Annotated in this window: 13 protein-coding genes and 1 tRNA gene; 7 read left to right on the top strand and 7 right to left on the bottom strand. The window is 66.7% G+C overall.

Going from position 1 to position 16,823, the window contains the following annotated elements; all coding sequences use genetic code 11:
• Positions 1 to 16: 16 nt before the first annotated feature.
• Positions 17 to 1,240 (top strand): NAD(P)/FAD-dependent oxidoreductase, encoded by a 1,224-nt coding sequence (locus BLW48_RS27545; protein WP_093077341.1) that lies wholly within the window; start codon positions 17 to 19, stop codon positions 1,238 to 1,240.
• A gap of 142 nt (positions 1,241 to 1,382) precedes the next feature.
• Positions 1,383 to 3,446, top strand: a complete 2,064-nt coding sequence (locus BLW48_RS27540) for a bifunctional 2',3'-cyclic-nucleotide 2'-phosphodiesterase/3'-nucleotidase (RefSeq protein WP_093178744.1) — start codon at positions 1,383 to 1,385, stop codon at positions 3,444 to 3,446.
• A 30-nt stretch (positions 3,447 to 3,476) separates the two neighbouring features.
• Here BLW48_RS27540 and BLW48_RS27535 read toward each other — a convergent pair whose 3' ends face one another.
• Positions 3,477 to 4,133: a Smr/MutS family protein gene (locus BLW48_RS27535; protein WP_093057969.1), complete on the bottom strand. Its 657-nt coding sequence runs from the start codon at positions 4,131 to 4,133 to the stop codon at positions 3,477 to 3,479.
• Entirely contained in the window at positions 4,133 to 4,810 is a 678-nt protein-coding gene (radC, locus tag BLW48_RS27530; protein WP_093178628.1) for a RadC family protein, read from the bottom strand. The genes BLW48_RS27535 and radC overlap by 1 nt, the downstream gene beginning before the upstream one ends.
• Before the next feature lie 109 nt (positions 4,811 to 4,919).
• On the opposite strand from radC, the gene BLW48_RS27525 reads away from it, so the two are divergent.
• Genes BLW48_RS27525 through BLW48_RS27515 form a run of 3 tightly spaced genes read left to right on the top strand, consistent with a single transcriptional unit; the run spans position 4,920 to position 7,290 of the window.
• Positions 4,920 to 5,363 carry an FKBP-type peptidyl-prolyl cis-trans isomerase gene (locus BLW48_RS27525; RefSeq protein ID WP_093057967.1) on the top strand — a complete coding sequence of 148 codons (444 nt, stop codon included), beginning with the start codon at positions 4,920 to 4,922 and terminating at the stop codon, positions 5,361 to 5,363.
• Positions 5,360 to 6,328 carry a 4-hydroxy-3-methylbut-2-enyl diphosphate reductase gene (ispH, locus tag BLW48_RS27520; protein WP_093057966.1) on the top strand — a complete coding sequence of 323 codons (969 nt, stop codon included), beginning with the start codon at positions 5,360 to 5,362 and terminating at the stop codon, positions 6,326 to 6,328. Before BLW48_RS27525 ends, ispH begins: the two co-directional genes overlap by 4 nt.
• Positions 6,325 to 7,290 (top strand): threonine/serine dehydratase, encoded by a 966-nt coding sequence (locus BLW48_RS27515; RefSeq protein WP_093178626.1) that lies wholly within the window; start codon positions 6,325 to 6,327, stop codon positions 7,288 to 7,290. Before ispH ends, BLW48_RS27515 begins: the two co-directional genes overlap by 4 nt.
• A 7-nt stretch (positions 7,291 to 7,297) precedes the next feature.
• On the opposite strand, the gene BLW48_RS27510 is transcribed toward BLW48_RS27515, so the two are convergent.
• Entirely contained in the window at positions 7,298 to 7,699 is a 402-nt protein-coding gene (locus BLW48_RS27510) for a VOC family protein (RefSeq protein ID WP_093057964.1), read from the bottom strand.
• Between the two features lie 61 nt (positions 7,700 to 7,760).
• On the opposite strand from BLW48_RS27510, the gene serS reads away from it, so the two are divergent.
• A complete protein-coding gene (serS, locus tag BLW48_RS27505) occupies positions 7,761 to 9,092 on the top strand; it encodes a serine--tRNA ligase (RefSeq protein WP_093178624.1) in 1,332 nt (443 codons plus the stop codon).
• 59 nt (positions 9,093 to 9,151) lie between these two features.
• A tRNA-Ser gene (locus BLW48_RS27500) sits at positions 9,152 to 9,241 on the top strand.
• 121 nt (positions 9,242 to 9,362) lie between these two features.
• Here BLW48_RS27500 and BLW48_RS27495 read toward each other — a convergent pair.
• The 4 genes from BLW48_RS27495 to BLW48_RS27480 all read right to left on the bottom strand — a co-directional run bounded on the left by BLW48_RS27495 (position 9,363) and on the right by BLW48_RS27480 (position 16,783).
• The gene (locus tag BLW48_RS27495; protein ID WP_093178622.1) at positions 9,363 to 10,412 is read right to left on the bottom strand and encodes a porin; all 1,050 of its coding nucleotides are present in this window, start codon (positions 10,410 to 10,412) and stop codon (positions 9,363 to 9,365) included.
• A 156-nt stretch (positions 10,413 to 10,568) separates the two neighbouring features.
• Positions 10,569 to 11,540 carry a Bug family tripartite tricarboxylate transporter substrate binding protein gene (locus BLW48_RS27490; protein ID WP_177142427.1) on the bottom strand — a complete coding sequence of 324 codons (972 nt, stop codon included), beginning with the start codon at positions 11,538 to 11,540 and terminating at the stop codon, positions 10,569 to 10,571.
• A gap of 129 nt (positions 11,541 to 11,669) precedes the next feature.
• The gene (locus BLW48_RS27485; RefSeq protein WP_256330951.1) at positions 11,670 to 12,539 is read right to left on the bottom strand and encodes an OmpA family protein; all 870 of its coding nucleotides are present in this window, start codon (positions 12,537 to 12,539) and stop codon (positions 11,670 to 11,672) included.
• A 32-nt stretch (positions 12,540 to 12,571) separates the two neighbouring features.
• The gene (locus BLW48_RS27480; protein WP_093178616.1) at positions 12,572 to 16,783 is read right to left on the bottom strand and encodes an ESPR-type extended signal peptide-containing protein; all 4,212 of its coding nucleotides are present in this window, start codon (positions 16,781 to 16,783) and stop codon (positions 12,572 to 12,574) included.
• Between the last annotated feature and the right edge of the window lie 40 nt (positions 16,784 to 16,823).

Here is a 16,823-nt window from a genome sequence, read left to right as displayed (position 1 = left end):
GAAAGACGCTTCTCTCATGAATTCCATCGTCATCATCGGCGGCGGCCATGCCGCGGCCCAGCTCTGCGCCGGCCTTGCCGAAGCAGGGCAGGGCGCGCGCGTGCACCTGGTCTGCGAAGAGGCCTGCGAGCCGTATCACCGCCCGCCGCTGTCCAAGGCCTTTCTCAAGAGCGCGGAAGAAACCACGCAGCCGCACAAGGCCGCCGACTGGTACCGCGAAGCGGGCATCACGCTGCACCTGGGCGATGCCGCCGTTGCCATCGACCGCGAGGCGCACACTGTCACTCTGCGTTCGGGCGCGATCCTGCCGTGGCAGCAACTGGTGCTGGCCACCGGCACCCGCGCGCGCCAGATGCCGGATTTGAAGCCGGGCCTGGAAAACGTCGCGAGCCTGCGCGCGGCCGACGAAGCGCATCGCCTGCGCACGCGGCTCGCGGCGGCCGAACATGTGACGGTGCTCGGCGGCGGTTTCATCGGGCTCGAAGTGGCGGCCACCGCCAAGGCGCTCGGCAAGTCGGTGCAGGTGATCGAGAGCGCGCCGCGCCTGCTGGGGCGCGCGGTGTCGCCCGAGTTGTCGGCGCACGTGCTCGCCACGCACCGCGCGGCCGGCATCGACATCGTGCTCGGCGCGCAGACCGGCGCGTTCGAAGTCGAAGGCGACCGGCTGGTGTCGGTGCAGGTCAACGGCGTGAAGCAGCCTGTCGACCTGCTGCTGCTCGGCATCGGCGCAGTGCCCGAGACCGCGCTCGCGCAAGCGGCCGGCATCGAATGCGCGGACGGCATCGTGGTCGACGGCCACATGCAGACCAGCGCGGCTGACGTGCTCGCGGTGGGCGACTGCACGCGCTTCCCAGACCGCCGCGCGGGCCGCGCGCTGCGGCTCGAATCGGTGCAGAACGCCAACGACCAGGCGCGCACCGCAGTGGCCACGCTGACCGGCGCGGCGCGCGCGCACGACGCGGTCGCGTGGTTCTGGTCCGACCAGGGCGGCATGCGGCTGCAGATGGTCGGCCTGATGCCGGCCGAAGGCACGCCGGGCCTGAGCAGCGTGCGCCGCGCGGGGCCGAAGCCCGATGCGTTCTCGCTGTTCCATTACGTCGACGGTCAGCTCGTGTGCGTGGAGTCGGTGAATGCGCCGGTCGATCACATGATGAGCCGCAAGCTGCTCGAAGCGGGGCGCAACCCCGATGCGGCTGCGGTGGCGGATGCGGCGGTACCACTAAAGAATCACCTGTCGTGAACCTGTCGTAAGAGTGCCGCAGGTCAGGCGCGGTTCACTGGCCTGTCACTCGGCTTTCAGAGACTGGTCTTCCTCTAATTTGCAGGGAGACCTCTCGATGAAGAACGATGCAGCGGCCACGTCGCTTTCGCGTTTTGTCCCCATGACCACCTGTGCCGCCGTCCTGGCCGCCGCGCTCACCGCCTGTGGCGGCGGAAGCGGCGGCGGCAACGTCGTCATTCCGCCGGTGACGTCGGAACCCACGCCCACCACGCCCGCACCGGTGGCCAAGGGCACGCGCACTACGGTGGCCCTGCTCGAAACCACCGACCTGCACTTCAACGTGCTGAGCTTCGACTACTTCAAGGTTGCCGAAGACAAGTCGTACGGCTACGAGCGCGCGTCCACGCTGATCAACGCGGCGCGCAAGGAGTTCGCCAACACGATGCTGTTCGACAGCGGCGACACCATCCAGGGCACGGCGCTGGCCGACTACGAGGCGCTGATCAACCGAATTCCGTGCACGCAGCCGCTGTCGATGTACAAGGCGATGAACGCCACGGGCTTCGATGCCGGCACGCTCGGCAACCACGAATTCAACTACGGCCTGGAGTTTCTCAATCAGGCAATCGGCGGCGGGCTCGATGTGGATGGCGTGGACGCCACCAAGAAGTGCGTCGGGCCGAGCTTTCCGCTGGTGCTGGCGAACGTGCAGAGCGTGAAGACCGGCAAGCCGCTGCTCGCGCCGTACGTCATCCTGAACAAGCAGTTCACCGCGACCGGGCCCGACGGCAAGAGCGTTACGGTGCCGCTGAAGGTTGGCGTGATCGGCTTCACCACGCCCGGCATCATGAACTGGGACAAGCGCTACCTCGAAGGCAAGCTGCGCACTGAGGGCACGGTGGAAGCGGCAACCCGGTACATCCCCGAACTGCGCGCCAAGGGCGCCGACATCGTGGTCGCGCTGCAGCACGGCGGGATCGACGGATCGGCCTACTCGCCGACGATGGAGAACTCGGCCCTGTACCTCGCTAAGGTGCCGGGCATCGACGCGCTGATGATGGGCCACCAGCACGCCGTTTTCCCCGACCGCAGCGCCAAGCCCGGCTTCACGCAGGCCGGCGTGGACAACACGGCCGGCACCGTCAACGGTGTGCCGGCGGTGATGGCTTCGTCGTGGGGCAAGTCGCTGGGCCTCATCAAGCTGGAGCTGGAGTACGACGGCAAGGCCTGGAGCGTGGACAAGAGCAAGACCGTGGTCGACGCGCGCTCCACGCAGACAGGCAAGGACAGCGCCAACAAGGCCGTGTACGTCGATGCCGACCCTGCGATCGCTCCGCTGGTCGATACGCAGCACAAGGCCGCGATCACCTACGTGAAGACGCCTATCGGCAGTACCGACTTCCGCATGAACACCTTCTTCGCGGACGTGGGCGACCCGGGTGCGATCCAGATCGTGAACCAGGCGCAGGCCGACTACGTGAAGGCCTACATCCAGGCCAACCTGTCGCAGTACGCGAGCCTGCCGGTGCTGTCAGTGAGCGCGCCTTTCAAGTCGGGCTACGAAGGCGGTCGCGACTACACCGACGTGGCCGTGGGCAACCTGGCGATCTTCAATGCGGCCGACCTGTACCTGTATCCGAACACGGTGTATGCGGTGAAGGTGACGGGCGCGGAAATCAAGAGCTGGCTCGAAGCAGCGGCCAAGCGCTTCAACAAGATCAGCCTGACGGCCACGGCCGACCAGCAGCTCATCAGCACCTTTCCGGGCTACAACTTCGACATGTTCACCACGCCCGACGTGCAGTACGAGATCGACGTGACGCAGGACGTGGGCAGCAGGATCAAGAACCTGACGTACCTGGGCGCTGCGATCGACCCGGCGAAGGAGTTCGTCATCGCGACGAACAACTACCGTGCGACGAGCGGTGCAAGCTTCATCCCCGCGCTGGACGGGCGCGCGACGATCTATGCATCGCCGGATGCGAACCGCGACGTGCTGATCGACTACATCAAGGCCAAGAAGACCATCACGCGTGCAACCAACGGTGCGGCGCGCAGCTGGCGTTTCACGCAAGTGACGACGGCGGGGAATGTGGTGTTCACGTCGGGGCAGGGCCAACTGAGCGCTGCGACGGATGCCGGATTGACGAACATCTCGCTGCTGACGGCCGATGACGGCAGCGGCAAGGGCCGCTCGGTCTACAAGCTCGATCTGAGCCAGTAAGGCAAAAGAGAAGCCGGCGTCCCGTGCGGCTCAGCGCCGCGCGGGCGCCAGCAGCACGACGAGGGCGCCGGCCCCGCCTTCAGCAGGCTTGGCCTGTACGAAGGCGATCACTTCGTTCTTCTGGATCAGCCAGCGCTGGGTCTTGGTCTTCAGCACCGGCTGCTTGCCCGGCGAACCCAGCCCCTTGCCGTGCACCACGCGCACGCAGCGCAACCCTTGCTTGTAGGCCGTGCGGATGAAGCCGCCGAGCGCCTCCCGCGCCTCGTCGCTGCGCAGCCCGTGCAGGTCGACCTGCGCCTGGATCGCCCAGTCGCCCTTGCGCAGCCGCGCCGTCACATCGGTGCCGATGCCGGGGCGGCGGAAGCTCATGGCGTCGTCCACGTCGAGCAGCGTGGTCACGTCGAACTCGTCGGAGAGCGACTCGCGCAGCACGCGCTGCTCGTCGAGCTGGTGCTGCACGGGGATGGGCGCGGGCGGCTCCGGTGCGAGCGGCACGGCGGCTTTGCGGCGCAATGGTTCGGTGGCGCCGATGGCTCGGGCGAACAGGTCTTTCTCGGCGGCGCGCTTGCGTTCGGCCGCTGCCTTGGCGGCTGCCTCGGCGGCTTCGCGCTCGCGGGTTTCGGCGAGCGCGCGCTGCACCTGCTTGAGGTCGGCGAGGTTCTTGAGCGAGGGAGCGCGCGAGCCCATCAGAGCAGCCCTCTCTCGGCCATCGAGAAGCTCTGCCCGGGGCTCACGATGATGTGGTCGAGCACCCGCACGTCCACCAGCGCCAGGGCGGCTCGCAGCGTTTGCGTGAGCGACTCGTCGGCACGCGAGGGCTCGATGTTGCCGCTCGGGTGGTTGTGCGCCAGCACCACGGCCGCGGCCTGGTGGTGGATGGCGCGCGTGACGACCTCGCGCGGGTAGACGCTGGTCTGCGTGAGCGTGCCGCGGAACATTTCTTCCAGCGCGATCATGCGGTGCTGCACGTCGAGGAAAACCACCGCGAAAACTTCATAGGAGCAGGAGCCGATGTGCAACTGCAGGTATTGCTTCACTGCGCCGGGCGAGTCGAACACCGCGCGCTCCTTGAGCTTTTCGCCCATGGCACGGCGTGCCAGTTCGAGCACGGCGATCAGCTCGGAGCGCTTGGCGCTGCCGCCCATGCCCTTGACGGCCTTGAGGTCTTCGGCGCCGGTGTGCAGCAACCCCGAGAGCCCGCCGAAGCGCTCGAGCAGTTGCTGCGCCAGCTGCAGCACGTTCTTGCCCGCAACTCCGGTGCGCAGCAGCAGGGCCAGCAGCTCGGCATCGGCCAGCGCGGACGCTCCCCGCGAGATGAGTTTTTCGCGGGGACGGGCGTCTAGGGGGAGATCCTTGAATGACATGAAACCCTGGGGTGAAACCTTGGCGGAGCCGGGTGGAAGCCCCGGTCCTTAAAATGAGGCCCAGTTTATCGGGACACCCACCTTGTCTTTGCCTACCTCCGCTGCCCCCATGTCCCAAGTCGTGACTTCCGGCTCCTTTCTGACCCTGCACTATCGGCTGGCCGGCCCGGCGGGCGACATCATCAATACTTTCGCCGACAAACCCGCGACCCTGTCGCTCGGCACCGGCGAGCTTTCTCCTGCCATGGAGCAGCGCCTGATGGGCCTGGAAGAGGGCACGCACGCCACCTTCGAGCTGCCCGCAGGCGAGGCTTTCGGCGACCGCAACCCCGACATGCAGCAGTGGGTGGCCAGGAAGCTGCTCGCGCAGATGGGCGACCCCGACGAGCAGTACGCCGTTGGCGACGTCGTGCAGTTCCCCACGCCCGACGGCACCGGCAGCTACGCCGGCGCGGTGATCGAGTCGAACGAGACCGGTGTGCGCTTCGACTTCAACCATCCACTGGCCGGCCAGCCCGTCACCTTCGAAGTGAAGCTGATCGGGGTGCTATGAACTCCGAGATCTCAGAAGTCATCCTGGCCGAGCCGCGCGGCTTCTGCGCGGGCGTCGACCGCGCCATCGAGATCGTCGAGCGTGCCATCGCCAAGTTCGGCGCGCCGATCTACGTGCGCCACGAGATCGTGCACAACACCTACGTGGTGAACGAGCTCAAGGCCAAGGGCGCGATCTTCATCGAGGAACTGTCCGACGTGCCTCCCGGCGCCACGCTGGTGTTCAGCGCGCACGGCGTGAGCAAGGCCGTGGAGCAGGAGGCGCGCGACCGCGGCTTCGAGATCTTCGACGCCACCTGCCCGCTGGTGACCAAGGTGCACGTCGAGGTGGCCAAGCTCGCGAAAGAGGGCTACGAGTTCATCATGATCGGCCACAAGGGGCACCCCGAGGTCGAGGGCACGATGGGGCAGCTGTCGAGCGGCATCCACCTTGTAGAGGACGTGGGTGACGTGGCGAAGGTCTCGCCAGCGCAGACCTCCAAGCTGGCGGTAGTCACCCAGACCACGCTGAGCGTGGACGACGCCGCCGAGATCGCCGCCGCGGTGCGCGCGCGCTTTCCCGAGGTGCGTGAGCCCAAGCAGCAGGACATCTGCTACGCCACCCAGAACCGCCAGGACGCGGTGAAGATCATGAGCCCGCAGGTCGACCTCGTTATCGTGGTCGGCAGCCCCACCAGCTCCAACAGCAACCGGCTGCGCGAACTGGCGCAGCGGCTGGGCACCCAGAGCTACATGGTCGATTCGGCCGAAGAGCTGAAACCCGAGTGGTTCGAGGGCAAGACGCGCATCGGCCTCACGGCTGGCGCCTCGGCCCCCGAAGTGCTGGTGCGCGAGGTGATCGACCGCGTGCGCGCGTTCGGCGCGGTGTCGGTCCGCAAGATGGACGGCATCGAGGAAACCATCAAGTTTCCGCTCCCCAAGGGCCTCAAGCTCGACGACATTCCGCCTCCAGGACACATCTCTTGAACGATACGAAAACAACCGACTGGCGCTCTGAAATAGACAGCGCCGCCCGAAGGCTGAGCGAACGCGCCGGCCACTTCCTGCGCGAAACCCCGCTGTGGAAGCTGCCGGCAAGCGCTTTAGGCATCGCGGTGCCGGGTGCGGAGATCTGGCTCAAGCTCGAGCACATGCAGGTCAGCGGCAGCTTCAAGGCGCGCGGCATGATGAACCGGCTGCTGGCCAACGACATTCCGCAAAGCGGCGTGGTCGTGGCCTCGGGTGGCAATGCGGGCATTGCCACGGCCGCCGCTGCGCGTGCGCTGGGTGTGCCTTGCCAGGTGTTCCTGCCCGGCGTGTCGCCCGAAGCCAAGCGCGCGCGCCTGCGTGCGCTGGGGGCCGAAGTGGTCGTGGTCGGCGAGCTGTACCCCGATGCGCTGGCCGCCTGCCTGACGCGCCAGAAGGAATCCGGCGCCTTGCTCACGCACGCCTACGACCAGCCCGAAGTGGTGGCCGGCGCGGGCACGCTGGGCCGCGAGATCGAGCAGCAGGGCGGGCTGCCCGATTCGGTGCTCGTGAGCGTGGGCGGTGGCGGCCTGATCGGCGGCCTTGCCGGCTGGTTCGAGAAGCGCGCCCGCGTGGTGGCGCTCGAGCCCGAGAAGGCGCCCACGCTGCTCCGTGCCCGCGAAGCCGGCGAGCCGGTCGACGTGGAAGTGGGCGGCATCGCGGCCGATTCGCTCGGCGCACGCCGCATCGGTGCCATTTCCTGGGAGATCACGCAGCAGCAGGTGCAAGACGCGCTGCTGCTGTCCGACGAATCCATCCGCGCAGCCCAGCAGTGGCTCTGGAAAGAGCTGAAGCTGGCGGTGGAACCGGCCGCCGCGCTGCCGCTCGCTGCACTACAGACCGGCGCCTACGTGCCGCGCGAAGGCGAGAAGGTGTGCCTGATCGTCTGCGGGGCGAACGTCGATCCTGCGACGGTTGCCTGATCGGTTCTTACTTCTCGCAGTTGACCATCCAGGCGACGCCGAACTTGTCGGTGAGCATGCCGAAGCCCGTGGCCCAGAACTGCGGGCCGTAGGGCATCGTCACTTTGCCGCCTTCGGCGAGCGCGTCGAACAGCTTCTTGCCTTCGTCGACGTTGTCGGCCTGCACCGATAGCGAAAAGCCCTTGTAGCCCTCGAAAGGCCACTCGGGTGGCGCATCGGAGGCCATCAGCTTGTGGCCGCGGGCCTCGAGCGTGGCGTGCATGATCTTGTCCTTGTAGGAGGCCGGCGTCTGGGCTCCCGCCGGGCTTTCGCCGAAGGTCATGCTGAAGACGACCTTGCCGTCCAGCGCCTTGCCATAGAACGCGAGCGCTTCGGCGGCATTGCCGTTGAATGTCAGATAGGCTTCCATCGTTTTTCCCTTCGAGGTGGGTCAGTGGGACCGCGATGCTACGCCCACCTAAAATCCCCCCATGCTTGACATCACCCTGCTCCGCAAAGACTTGGCCTCCGCTGTGGCCGGCCTCGAAAAACGCAAGAAGAACCAGCCGTACCTCGACGTGTCGGCGTTCACCGCGCTCGAGGCCGAACGCAAGACGCTGCAAACCCGCACCGAGGAAATCCAGGCGCGCCGCAATACGCTGAACAAGCAGATCGGCCCGCTCAAGGCCAAGGGCGAGTCGGTCGATGCGCTGATGGCCGAGGTCAATGCGCTGAAGGCCGAGCAAGAGTCGCAATCGAAGCGCCTCGAAGAAATCCAGCCCGAGTTGCACGCGCTGCTGCTCGCCGTGCCCAACCTGCCGCACGCCAGTGTGCCGGTGGGCGAGGACGAGACAGGCAACGTCGAAATGCGCCGCTGGAGCCCGCAAGGCGGCGCCGGCGCCAATGCCACGCCGCTGGCCTTCGCGCCGAAGGACCACGTCGACCTGGGCGCGCCGCTCGGCCTCGACTTCGAGATGGGCGCCAAGCTCGCGGGTTCGCGCTTCACCGTCATGAAGGGGCCGATCGCCCGCCTGCACCGCGCGCTCGCGCAGTTCATGCTCGACATCCAGACCGAGAAGCACGGCTACAGCGAGTGCTACGTGCCCTACATCGTCAACGCCGCCACGCTCAGCGGCACCGGCCAGCTGCCCAAGTTCGAAGGCGACCTGTTCGCCGCGAAGAAGGGCGGCCAGGACGGCGAACCCGCGCCCGACCATTCGGCGCTGTACCTCATTCCCACCAGCGAAGTGCCGCTGACCAACTTCGTGCGCGACGAGGTGGTGGCCGAGTCGCAACTGCCGATCAAGCTCACTGCCCACACGCCGTGCTTCCGCTCCGAGGCCGGCAGCGCGGGCCGCGACACGCGCGGCATGATCCGCCAGCACCAGTTCGACAAGGTCGAAATGGTGCAGATCGTGCATCCCGAGAAGAGCTACGACGCGCTCGAACAGATGACCGGCCATGCCGAAGCCGTGCTGCAGGCGCTGGAGCTGCCGTACCGCGTCGTGCTGCTGTGCACCGGCGACATGGGCTTCGGCTCCACGAAGACCTACGACCTCGAAGTCTGGCTGCCGGCGCAGGACACCTACCGCGAGATCAGCTCCGTCTCGAACTGCGAGGCCTTCCAGGCGCGCCGCCTGCAGGCGCGTTTCAAGAATGCGCAGGGCAAGAACGAGCTCGTGCACACGCTCAACGGCTCCGGCCTCGCTGTGGGCCGCACGCTGGTGGCCGTGCTGGAAAACCACCAGAACGAGGACGGCTCGATCAACGTGCCTGCGGCGTTGCGTCCGTACCTCGGCGGGCTCGAAGTTCTGCGCGGTTGATCGCAGGGAGCTTCAAAAGCCCAATTTTTGTCTGCTATAATCGCAGGCTCGACAGCACCGGAGAGGTGGCAGAGTGGTCGAATGTACCTGACTCGAAATCAGGCGTACTAGCGATAGTACCGAGGGTTCGAATCCCTCCCTCTCCTCCAAATACGCTTGCAAGCGGTTGATTGCTGAAAGCCTTCTGGCCTTTCATTCTTCTGCTGGCAAAGCCACTATCAAAAGCCGCAGTGATTTTTCACTGCGGCTTTTTTCTTGCAGCTGACCCGATCAGAAGTTGTGCGAAATGCCCAACTGCAGCCCGCGCGCTGCGCGTCCCGGCGTGCTGGCCGGTGCCGAGTCGGCAACGGTGTAGGCCGCATTGCCGCGGTTGCGGACGAGCGAGTAGGTGCCGTACAGCGCGGTGCGCTTGCTGAGGTAGTGCACGTAGCCGACGGCATATTGCGTCGCGTCGTCGCTGTCGATGCCCGGTCCGGAGCGGTTGGAGCGTGCCACCGAGGCCTTGATCACGCCCGGGCCGACCGGCACGCCCAGGCCCAGCATCACGTTGACCTGCTTGTCGCCCTCGGTCTTTTGCCGGTAGTAGTTTGCGTAGAGCTTTGCGAGCCCGAAGTCGTAGGTGCCGCCCAGGCTCGCCACGCTGTAGTCGTTGGGGCCGACCGGTGTCACGCCGTAGGCAGCCGCGACATCGACCGTGCCGTTGGTCCAGCCCAGCCGCCCGCCGCGGTAGCGGGCGCCGTCCTCGCCTTCGGGCAGGGCGTACATCGCCTGGCCGTAGAAGCCGCCCAGGCCCTTGGGCAGGAAGTAGCCCACGGAGTTGTTGGCTCGCGCCAGCGTGCGTGCGCCGCCGAGGCCGAAGGGCCAGCCTTCGACGATGTTGGCAGAGCCGCCGACGCCCACGGTGCCGAAGGGCGAGAACTGCGAGATGTTCCAGAACGTGGGCGTGTAGTCGCGCCCGAGCCGCAGCTCGCCGACGCTGTTGTGCGACAGGCTCACCGTCGAGCGCCGGTGAAAGCCGACGCCCTGGACCTCGCCCGTGTCGGGCAGCAGTGCCATTTCCAGCCAGAAGCTCGCGGCCAGCCCGCCGCCCAGGTCCTCCGTGCCGCGAAAGCCGAGCCGGCTGGGGAAGATGTTGCCTCCCTGGTCCATCGACTTGACGGAGCGCCCGTCGCTCTTCGTGTACGTGAGGTTCATGTCCAGCGTACCGAAGAGCTGGACGCTCGATTGAGCTGTCGCGCCAGCGCTGGCGGCGATGCAGAGCGCGCCCGCAATGGTGTGCGGCAGCCGGCGGCGAAAGGGTGGGGTGGTTGTTGTCTTCATGCGTGTCTCCTCGTTGTAGAAATGGCGTGCGGAAATGGCGCGTGTTGGCGCGTGTCGGCGCGTGTCGGCGCGCGGTGCTTGCGCTGCAAGCACCACGGCGTGAAAACCTCAGAAGAAGAATGGGAGCGGCGTTCGTTCAGCCGCGCCGGGACATCGTCAGTCGATGCGTATGCCCTTGGCCTTGATCAGCCGGCCCATGGTCTGGGCCTCGCGTTCGATGATGGCGCGGGTGTCGGCGGAATTCGTCGTCATCGGCTCCAGCCCGGCATCGGCGATCTGCCGCGCCATCTCCGGCGAGCGCGTCACGGTGGTGATCGCCCGGTTCAATTGCTCGACGATGACCTCGGGCGTGCGCGCGGGCACCCAGAAGCCGAGCCAGGTCGACACGTCGTAACCGGGATAGCGCTCTGCAACGGTCGGCACGTCGGGCAGTGCCGCGCTGCGCTGGCTGCCGGTATAGGCCAGTGCCTTCACCCGGCCCGCCTTGATGTTCGGCAATGCCGAGATCGGGGGCTCGAAGCCCAGCATCACCTGCCCACCGATCACATCGGGCATGGCGCCCTGCTTGTAGGGAACGTGCAGCATCTCGATGGACGCTGCTTCCTGCAGCAGCTCAAAGCCCAGGTGTGATGTGCTGCCCGAGCCGTAAGACGCGAAGCTCACATGCCCCGGCTGGCGCTTGGCCAGTGCGACCAGTTCTTCCGTATTGCGCGCGGGCACCGCGTTGTTCGCCACGATGAATGAGCCGCCCTTGAGTGCCTGCGTCACAGGCACAAGATCTTCCTTCGGGTTGTAGGGAAGCTTCGAGAGGAGAAACGGCGTCATCGTGAACGGGTTGCTCGTCGAGAACAGCACCGTGTAGCCGTCGGGCGTTGCCTTGGCCACCGCGTCCGTGCCAATGGTCGACAGTGCGCCCGGTTTGTTCTCCACGATCACGGGCACCTTCAGCAATCGCGAGAGCTGGTCGGCATAGCTGCGCGCGAAGATGTCGGAGCCCACGCCGGCTGGCGTTGGCGTCACGATCTTGATGGCTCGTTGGGGCCAGGGCGCGCTCTGTGCAAACGCAGCGCCCATGGTGCATTGCAAGCCGGCGGCCCATAGCAAAGCCAGAGTGGTGATCCTCTTCATATGTCTCGTCTCCTGATAGTTGTGGGCGCATCCTAGGGAGACAAATCCATATCTGGAAATACTCATTCGAGATGCTTTTTTATACCTCCTTCGTATTGATGAATGAGTATGCGAGGCCCGCCGAAGAGTTCATCGCTGCGCGAAGACCTCGATCTCGACGCGGCGGTTCGGAGCAAGACAGTCGATCAGTTCTGCCCGCCGTGTCTGCGCGCATTGCACCTTCGGTTCCGATTCGCCCTTGCCCTGCACCTGCATGTTCTGCGCGGACACGCCGGCCTGCACGAGGTAGTCGCGCACGGTGTTGGCTCGCGCCAGCGAGAGTGCCTGGTTGTAGGTGCTGCTGCCGAGCCGGTCGGTGTGGCCAGTGACCCTGATCGTGTCCACTGATTTGAGGCTGCCCTTGATGTCGCTTGCCAGGGCGTCCAGCTTGCGTCGCCCTTCAGGCAGCAAGTCGGCCAGCGAGCGGCCGTCGAAGCGGAAGAGGCCGTCGGCACCGAGCGTCGTCTTCGCAGGAGCAACCGCCGGCTGAGCGGCCGCGGCAGGCCTCGTCACCACGGATGGCTTGAGCACATCCGCGCAGCCCGGCCCCTTCCAGTACATCCCGTTGGTCAGCACGTCTGCATTGAAGCGAACCATGTACTGGCAGGTGATGTACTCCGGGCCCGCACCCGTGCGGAAGTGAAAGATGTAGTTCCATTCGCGCACGCCGCCCAGCCCTTCGCTGAAGTGCGGAAAACTCAGCAGTTCGCGTACCTGGTCTTTGCCCAGGCCGGTGCGCATGTTGCGCAAGGCCTCGAGGCTCGGGAACGTGCCCTGCTGCCATTTGGCCGAGTTCAGCGCGGGAAAGTCCTCGTCCTTCGGCGGCGCCGGGTTCTCCGAAGCGGCTCGGGCCTGCATCTCCGGCGTGATGGTGTAGCTCGGGCTGGCGCAGCCGCCGGCCAGCAGTGCTGCGAGGCAGAGAACAGTGAAAGGGGCCTTGGCTTGAAGAAGCTTGTTCATGATGGAGTTCGTCCAGTTCATTCGTACGGCGATCAGTTGAAGACCCATTCCGCGCCCACGGTGGCGCCCACGCCGGCACGGCTGGTGGCCACGCCGCCGGTGATGCTCCAGGCGTTGTTCTCGGATGTGCGCCGGAAACTGACGCCCACCGCGCTCTGGCCCTTGAAGGAGCCCGCGCCGATGCGCATGACCGTCTTGCCCGGAACGTAGCTTCCGGGCATCTGCAGCGCCATGGCCGCGGCAACGCCTGCATAGGCGTTCTTCTCGACTCCGTCGAGGCGGTCGCTGAGGGCATTGATGCGGTTGTTCAGGCCGCCGCTGACCGCATTGAGCTGGTTGACGTTGACCGCGTCGGTGCCCGCCACGCCCGGCGCCACGTTGTGCACCGTGACGGGGCCGGTGGCATTGCTGCCGCCCATGGTCACGCTGTTGTAGTTGGTCGTGCCGTCCGCGTTGGTGTCGTACTTGACCGTCGACTGATCGATCACTGCCACCTGGCCTTGCACGCCCCGCAGTTGCGAGACGTTGACCGCGTCGCTGTCGGCCGTGCCCGCGGCCACGCCGGTGATCTGGCGGAACTGGCCGCTGGCGGCATTGCCCACCGACACGGCCGCCAGCGTGCTGGTGGTCGCGCCGATGGCGATGCGCTGCGCGTCGGTGGCGGTGGGCGGCACATAGCCTGCCACGCCTGCCGCAGTCGAAGCCACCGAGCCAGCTCCCAGCGCCACGCCGCCGGCCTGCGTCACGCTGGTGCCCGCGCCCAGCGCCACGCCCTGCACCGCGGCGGCCGACGACTGCGTGCCCAGCGCGATGGAGTCGGCCAGGTGCGAGGTTGCACCCTGGCCGATTGCAATGCCGCCCGGTGCGCTCTGCTGCACGATGGCGCCGTTGCCGATGCCCACGCCGTTGTTGCCGTTGACCACCGTCTGCGGGCCGACCGCCACCGACTCCGTGCCGATGGCCAGCGAATCGGCCGCGGTGGAGTTGGCGTGGAAGTACTGGATGGGCGTGACCGCAAACGACTGCAGCGCGCCGCTGAGCTGGCGCACCGTGACGGCGTCCTGCGCCTGCGTGCCGTCGGCCACGTTGGTGATCTGGCGGTAGGTGGTGGCGCTGCCGACAGAGAGGGCGCCGAGCAGCGTACGGTCGGTCGTGTTGAAGGGGATCAGCGAACTGCCCGCGGGGATGTTGCCGGTGCTGCCTGCGACTGCGCGGTCGGAGACGGAGCCTGAACCGAGGGCCACGGAGCCGGCGACAGTTGCACTCGCATCCTTGCCCGATGCGATGGCATCGGCGCCAGTCGCGCCGAGGTTGTCTTCGTTGCCGCCACCGGTCGAGTTGACGCTGTAGTACCTGGTCTTGTTGGCTGTGACCGTGGTGCTGAGGTTCTCGATCGACTGGTTGGTGGCAAACAGCTGCGAGCCGTTGATGGCATCGGTCGAAGAGCCGGAAATACTGCCGGCCGCCACGTTGGTGATCGTGCGCTCGGCGCCCACCGCGCCGACGCTGACTGTGCTCGTCGGCGTAGTGCCGGCAAAGTTGTAGGTCGTGCCGTTGATGGTGGTGCTGGCCGTGCCGACTGCCACGCCCGTCGTGGAGCCGGAGCCCAGTGCCACGTCGCCAGCGTTGTTGGCCACTGCGTTCGGTCCGATGGCGACTGAATTCGTCCCCAGCGCCTGCGAGTCGGCCAGCGTCGAATTGGCGTGGAAGTACTTGATGCCCGCGCCGGTGTTGATGTCGTTGATCGTGTTGCCAAGGACGGTGATGTCGGTCGTGTTCTTGGTGACCTGCAGATTCGTTGCATTCAGCTGCGAGCCGTTGACCGCATCTGTCGACGTGTTGGAGAGCCTGCCGGCCGCCATGTTGGTGACCGTGCGCTCGGCACCCACTGCACCGACGCTCACCGTCGAGGCCGGTGTCGTGCCGGCAAAGTTATAGGTCGTGCCGCCGATCACGGCGCTGGCCGTGCCGACTGCCACGTCCGTCGTGGACCCCGAGCCCAGCGCCACGGCGCCGGCGTTGTTGGCTACCGCGTTCGGGCCGATGGCGACGGAATCCGTCCCCACCGCTTGCGAATCGGGCAGGGTCGAGTTCGCGTGGAAGTACTTGATGCCCGCGCCGGCGTTGATGTTGGTGATGTCGTTCGTGTTCTTCGTGACCTGCTGGTTCGTGCCGAACAGCTGCGAGCCGTTGATCGCATCGGTCGACGTGTCGGAGATGCGGCCAGCCGCGACATTGGTGATGGTGCGCTCCGCACCCGAAGCGCCGACGCTGACCGTGCTCGTCGGCGTGGTGCCGGCAAATTTGTAGGTCGTGCCGCCGACCACGGCGTTGGGCGTGCCGACCGCCACGTCCGTCGTGGAGCCCGAGCCCAGCGCCACGTCGCCAGCATTGTTCGCCACCGCCGTGTCGCCGAACGCGACCGCGCCCGCAGCCAGCGCCTTGCTGGTGCTGCCGATGGCCACGCTGCCCTGGCCGACCACGGTGTTCTGGTAGCCGATGCCGACTGCGCCCTGAGCCGCCGTGCCGGGCACGCTCACATCCTGGCCGCCACCGCCGACCTTGTTGGTGTTGCCCATGGCCACAGAGCCGTTGCCGGTGGCGGTGTTGTCCAGGCCATTCGCGATCGCGCCGTTGCCGGTTGCAGTGTTCGGGTCGCCGATCGCCACGGCGCCATTGCCGCTGGCGACGTTGCCGGAGCCGATGGCCACCGCCTTGCCGCCGGTGGCCCTGGAACTGTTGCCGATCGCGACTGCATCGGCGGAGTCGGCGACGGTGTTGGTGCCCATCGCTATCGTATTGAGCGCCGAGGCATTGGCGCTGTTGCCGATAGCGACCGCCTGCGCTGCGGACGCATTGGCGAGTGCGCCCACTGCAGTAGCGTTCTGGCCGCTCGCTGCTGTGCCGAATCCCAGTGCGGTTGCGCGCGTGACGGTTGCCGCAGCGTTGTTGCCCATCGCCACGGTCCCGTCGGCCGCGGCGTTGGCTCCCGACCCCGCCGCGACCGAGCCGACTCCGCTCGAGAGGGCTTGATTGCCCATGGCCAGCGAGAAATCCGCCGAAGCATTGGCGAGGTTGCCGAGCGCTGCCGAGCTTGTTCCTGCCGCGTTGGCCGACGTGCCGATGGCTGCGGCATCGGCGCCTACGGCGTTGCTCCCCCAGCCGCCAGCGAACCCGCGCAAGCCGCTGGCCGTCGAGCTGACACCGACCGCTGTGGAGTTCGCTCCCGAAGCATTGGCAAAGGTGCCGAGGGCGCTGGCGCCGGCCGCGGTGGCATTGGCGGAAGCGCCGAGCGCGACAGCATTGACGTTGTTTGCGAGCGTGCCCGTCCCCAGCGCCATTGCAGAGGTACCCGAAGCGACCGCAGTCGACCCGACAGCCACTGCGCTTTGTCCGGTCGCCTGGCTCTGGAAGCCCATGGCTGTGGTGTTGAGCTGGGACGCCGTCACATCCGTGCCGATGGCAACGGCGCCGACTGCGGTGGCCCCCGTTCCCGCGCCGGTACGCGAGCCGATGTAGACCGAATTCAGCTGGGACGCGATCGACTGGAAGCCGACGGCGATGGCGTTCTGAGCGCTTGCGGTTGCGGTGTTGCCCTGGGCAACGGAATCCAATGCGGCCGCATTTGCCTGGAATCCAAGGGCGAGGCTGCGCAACCCGGTTGCTCTCGCGGTAACGCCGATGGAGGTTGCGTTATCCCCGCTGGTGAGGGCCTGACTGCCAACGGCGATGGCATTGCCGCCGCTTGCTGTCACGTCCGTGCCGATTCCGATGGAGCCCCCACCCAGTGCGCCCGTGGTGGGCCCGGTGCGGGCGCCCAGATAGATGGAGTTGACGCCCGCGGTATAGGCCTGAAAGCCCAGAGAAATGGAATTCTGTGCAGAGCTGAGGGCGTTGTACCCCACTGCGAGCCCGCCGAGTTGCTGGGCTTGCGAGAGCGAACCAAGCGCCGTGGCCCCGATCCCCGAAGCCTTGGAGCTGAGGCCCATGCATGAAGCGGTGTCGTTGTACGCGTTGAAAGGCGCCCCGCTGCAGTCCACCGACTGCGCTTGCGCCAGCGAGGACCATCCGGCCCCGCCCATCGCCAGCAGCGCCGTCATGAGCCCCGCGCGCAGGCGCCCCGACGGAGGCAACGAAAGCGCGGCGCGACTCCCGCCGCGCTTGCCGCAGGCACGGGTGTTTTCCGACGCCGCTACCCAGGCGCCAAGGGATTCGTTCCAGAGCGAGCGATAAGTTGTGTTCATGAGCCCCATCCATCCGTTGGAAAACTATTGAATGGTCGTG

It is taken from the genome of Variovorax sp. YR266 (assembly GCF_900107295.1).
Lineage (GTDB): Bacteria > Pseudomonadota > Gammaproteobacteria > Burkholderiales > Burkholderiaceae_C > Variovorax.
Note: the sequence above shows the minus strand (reverse complement) of the source record. Positions and strands in the feature narration are given on the sequence as shown.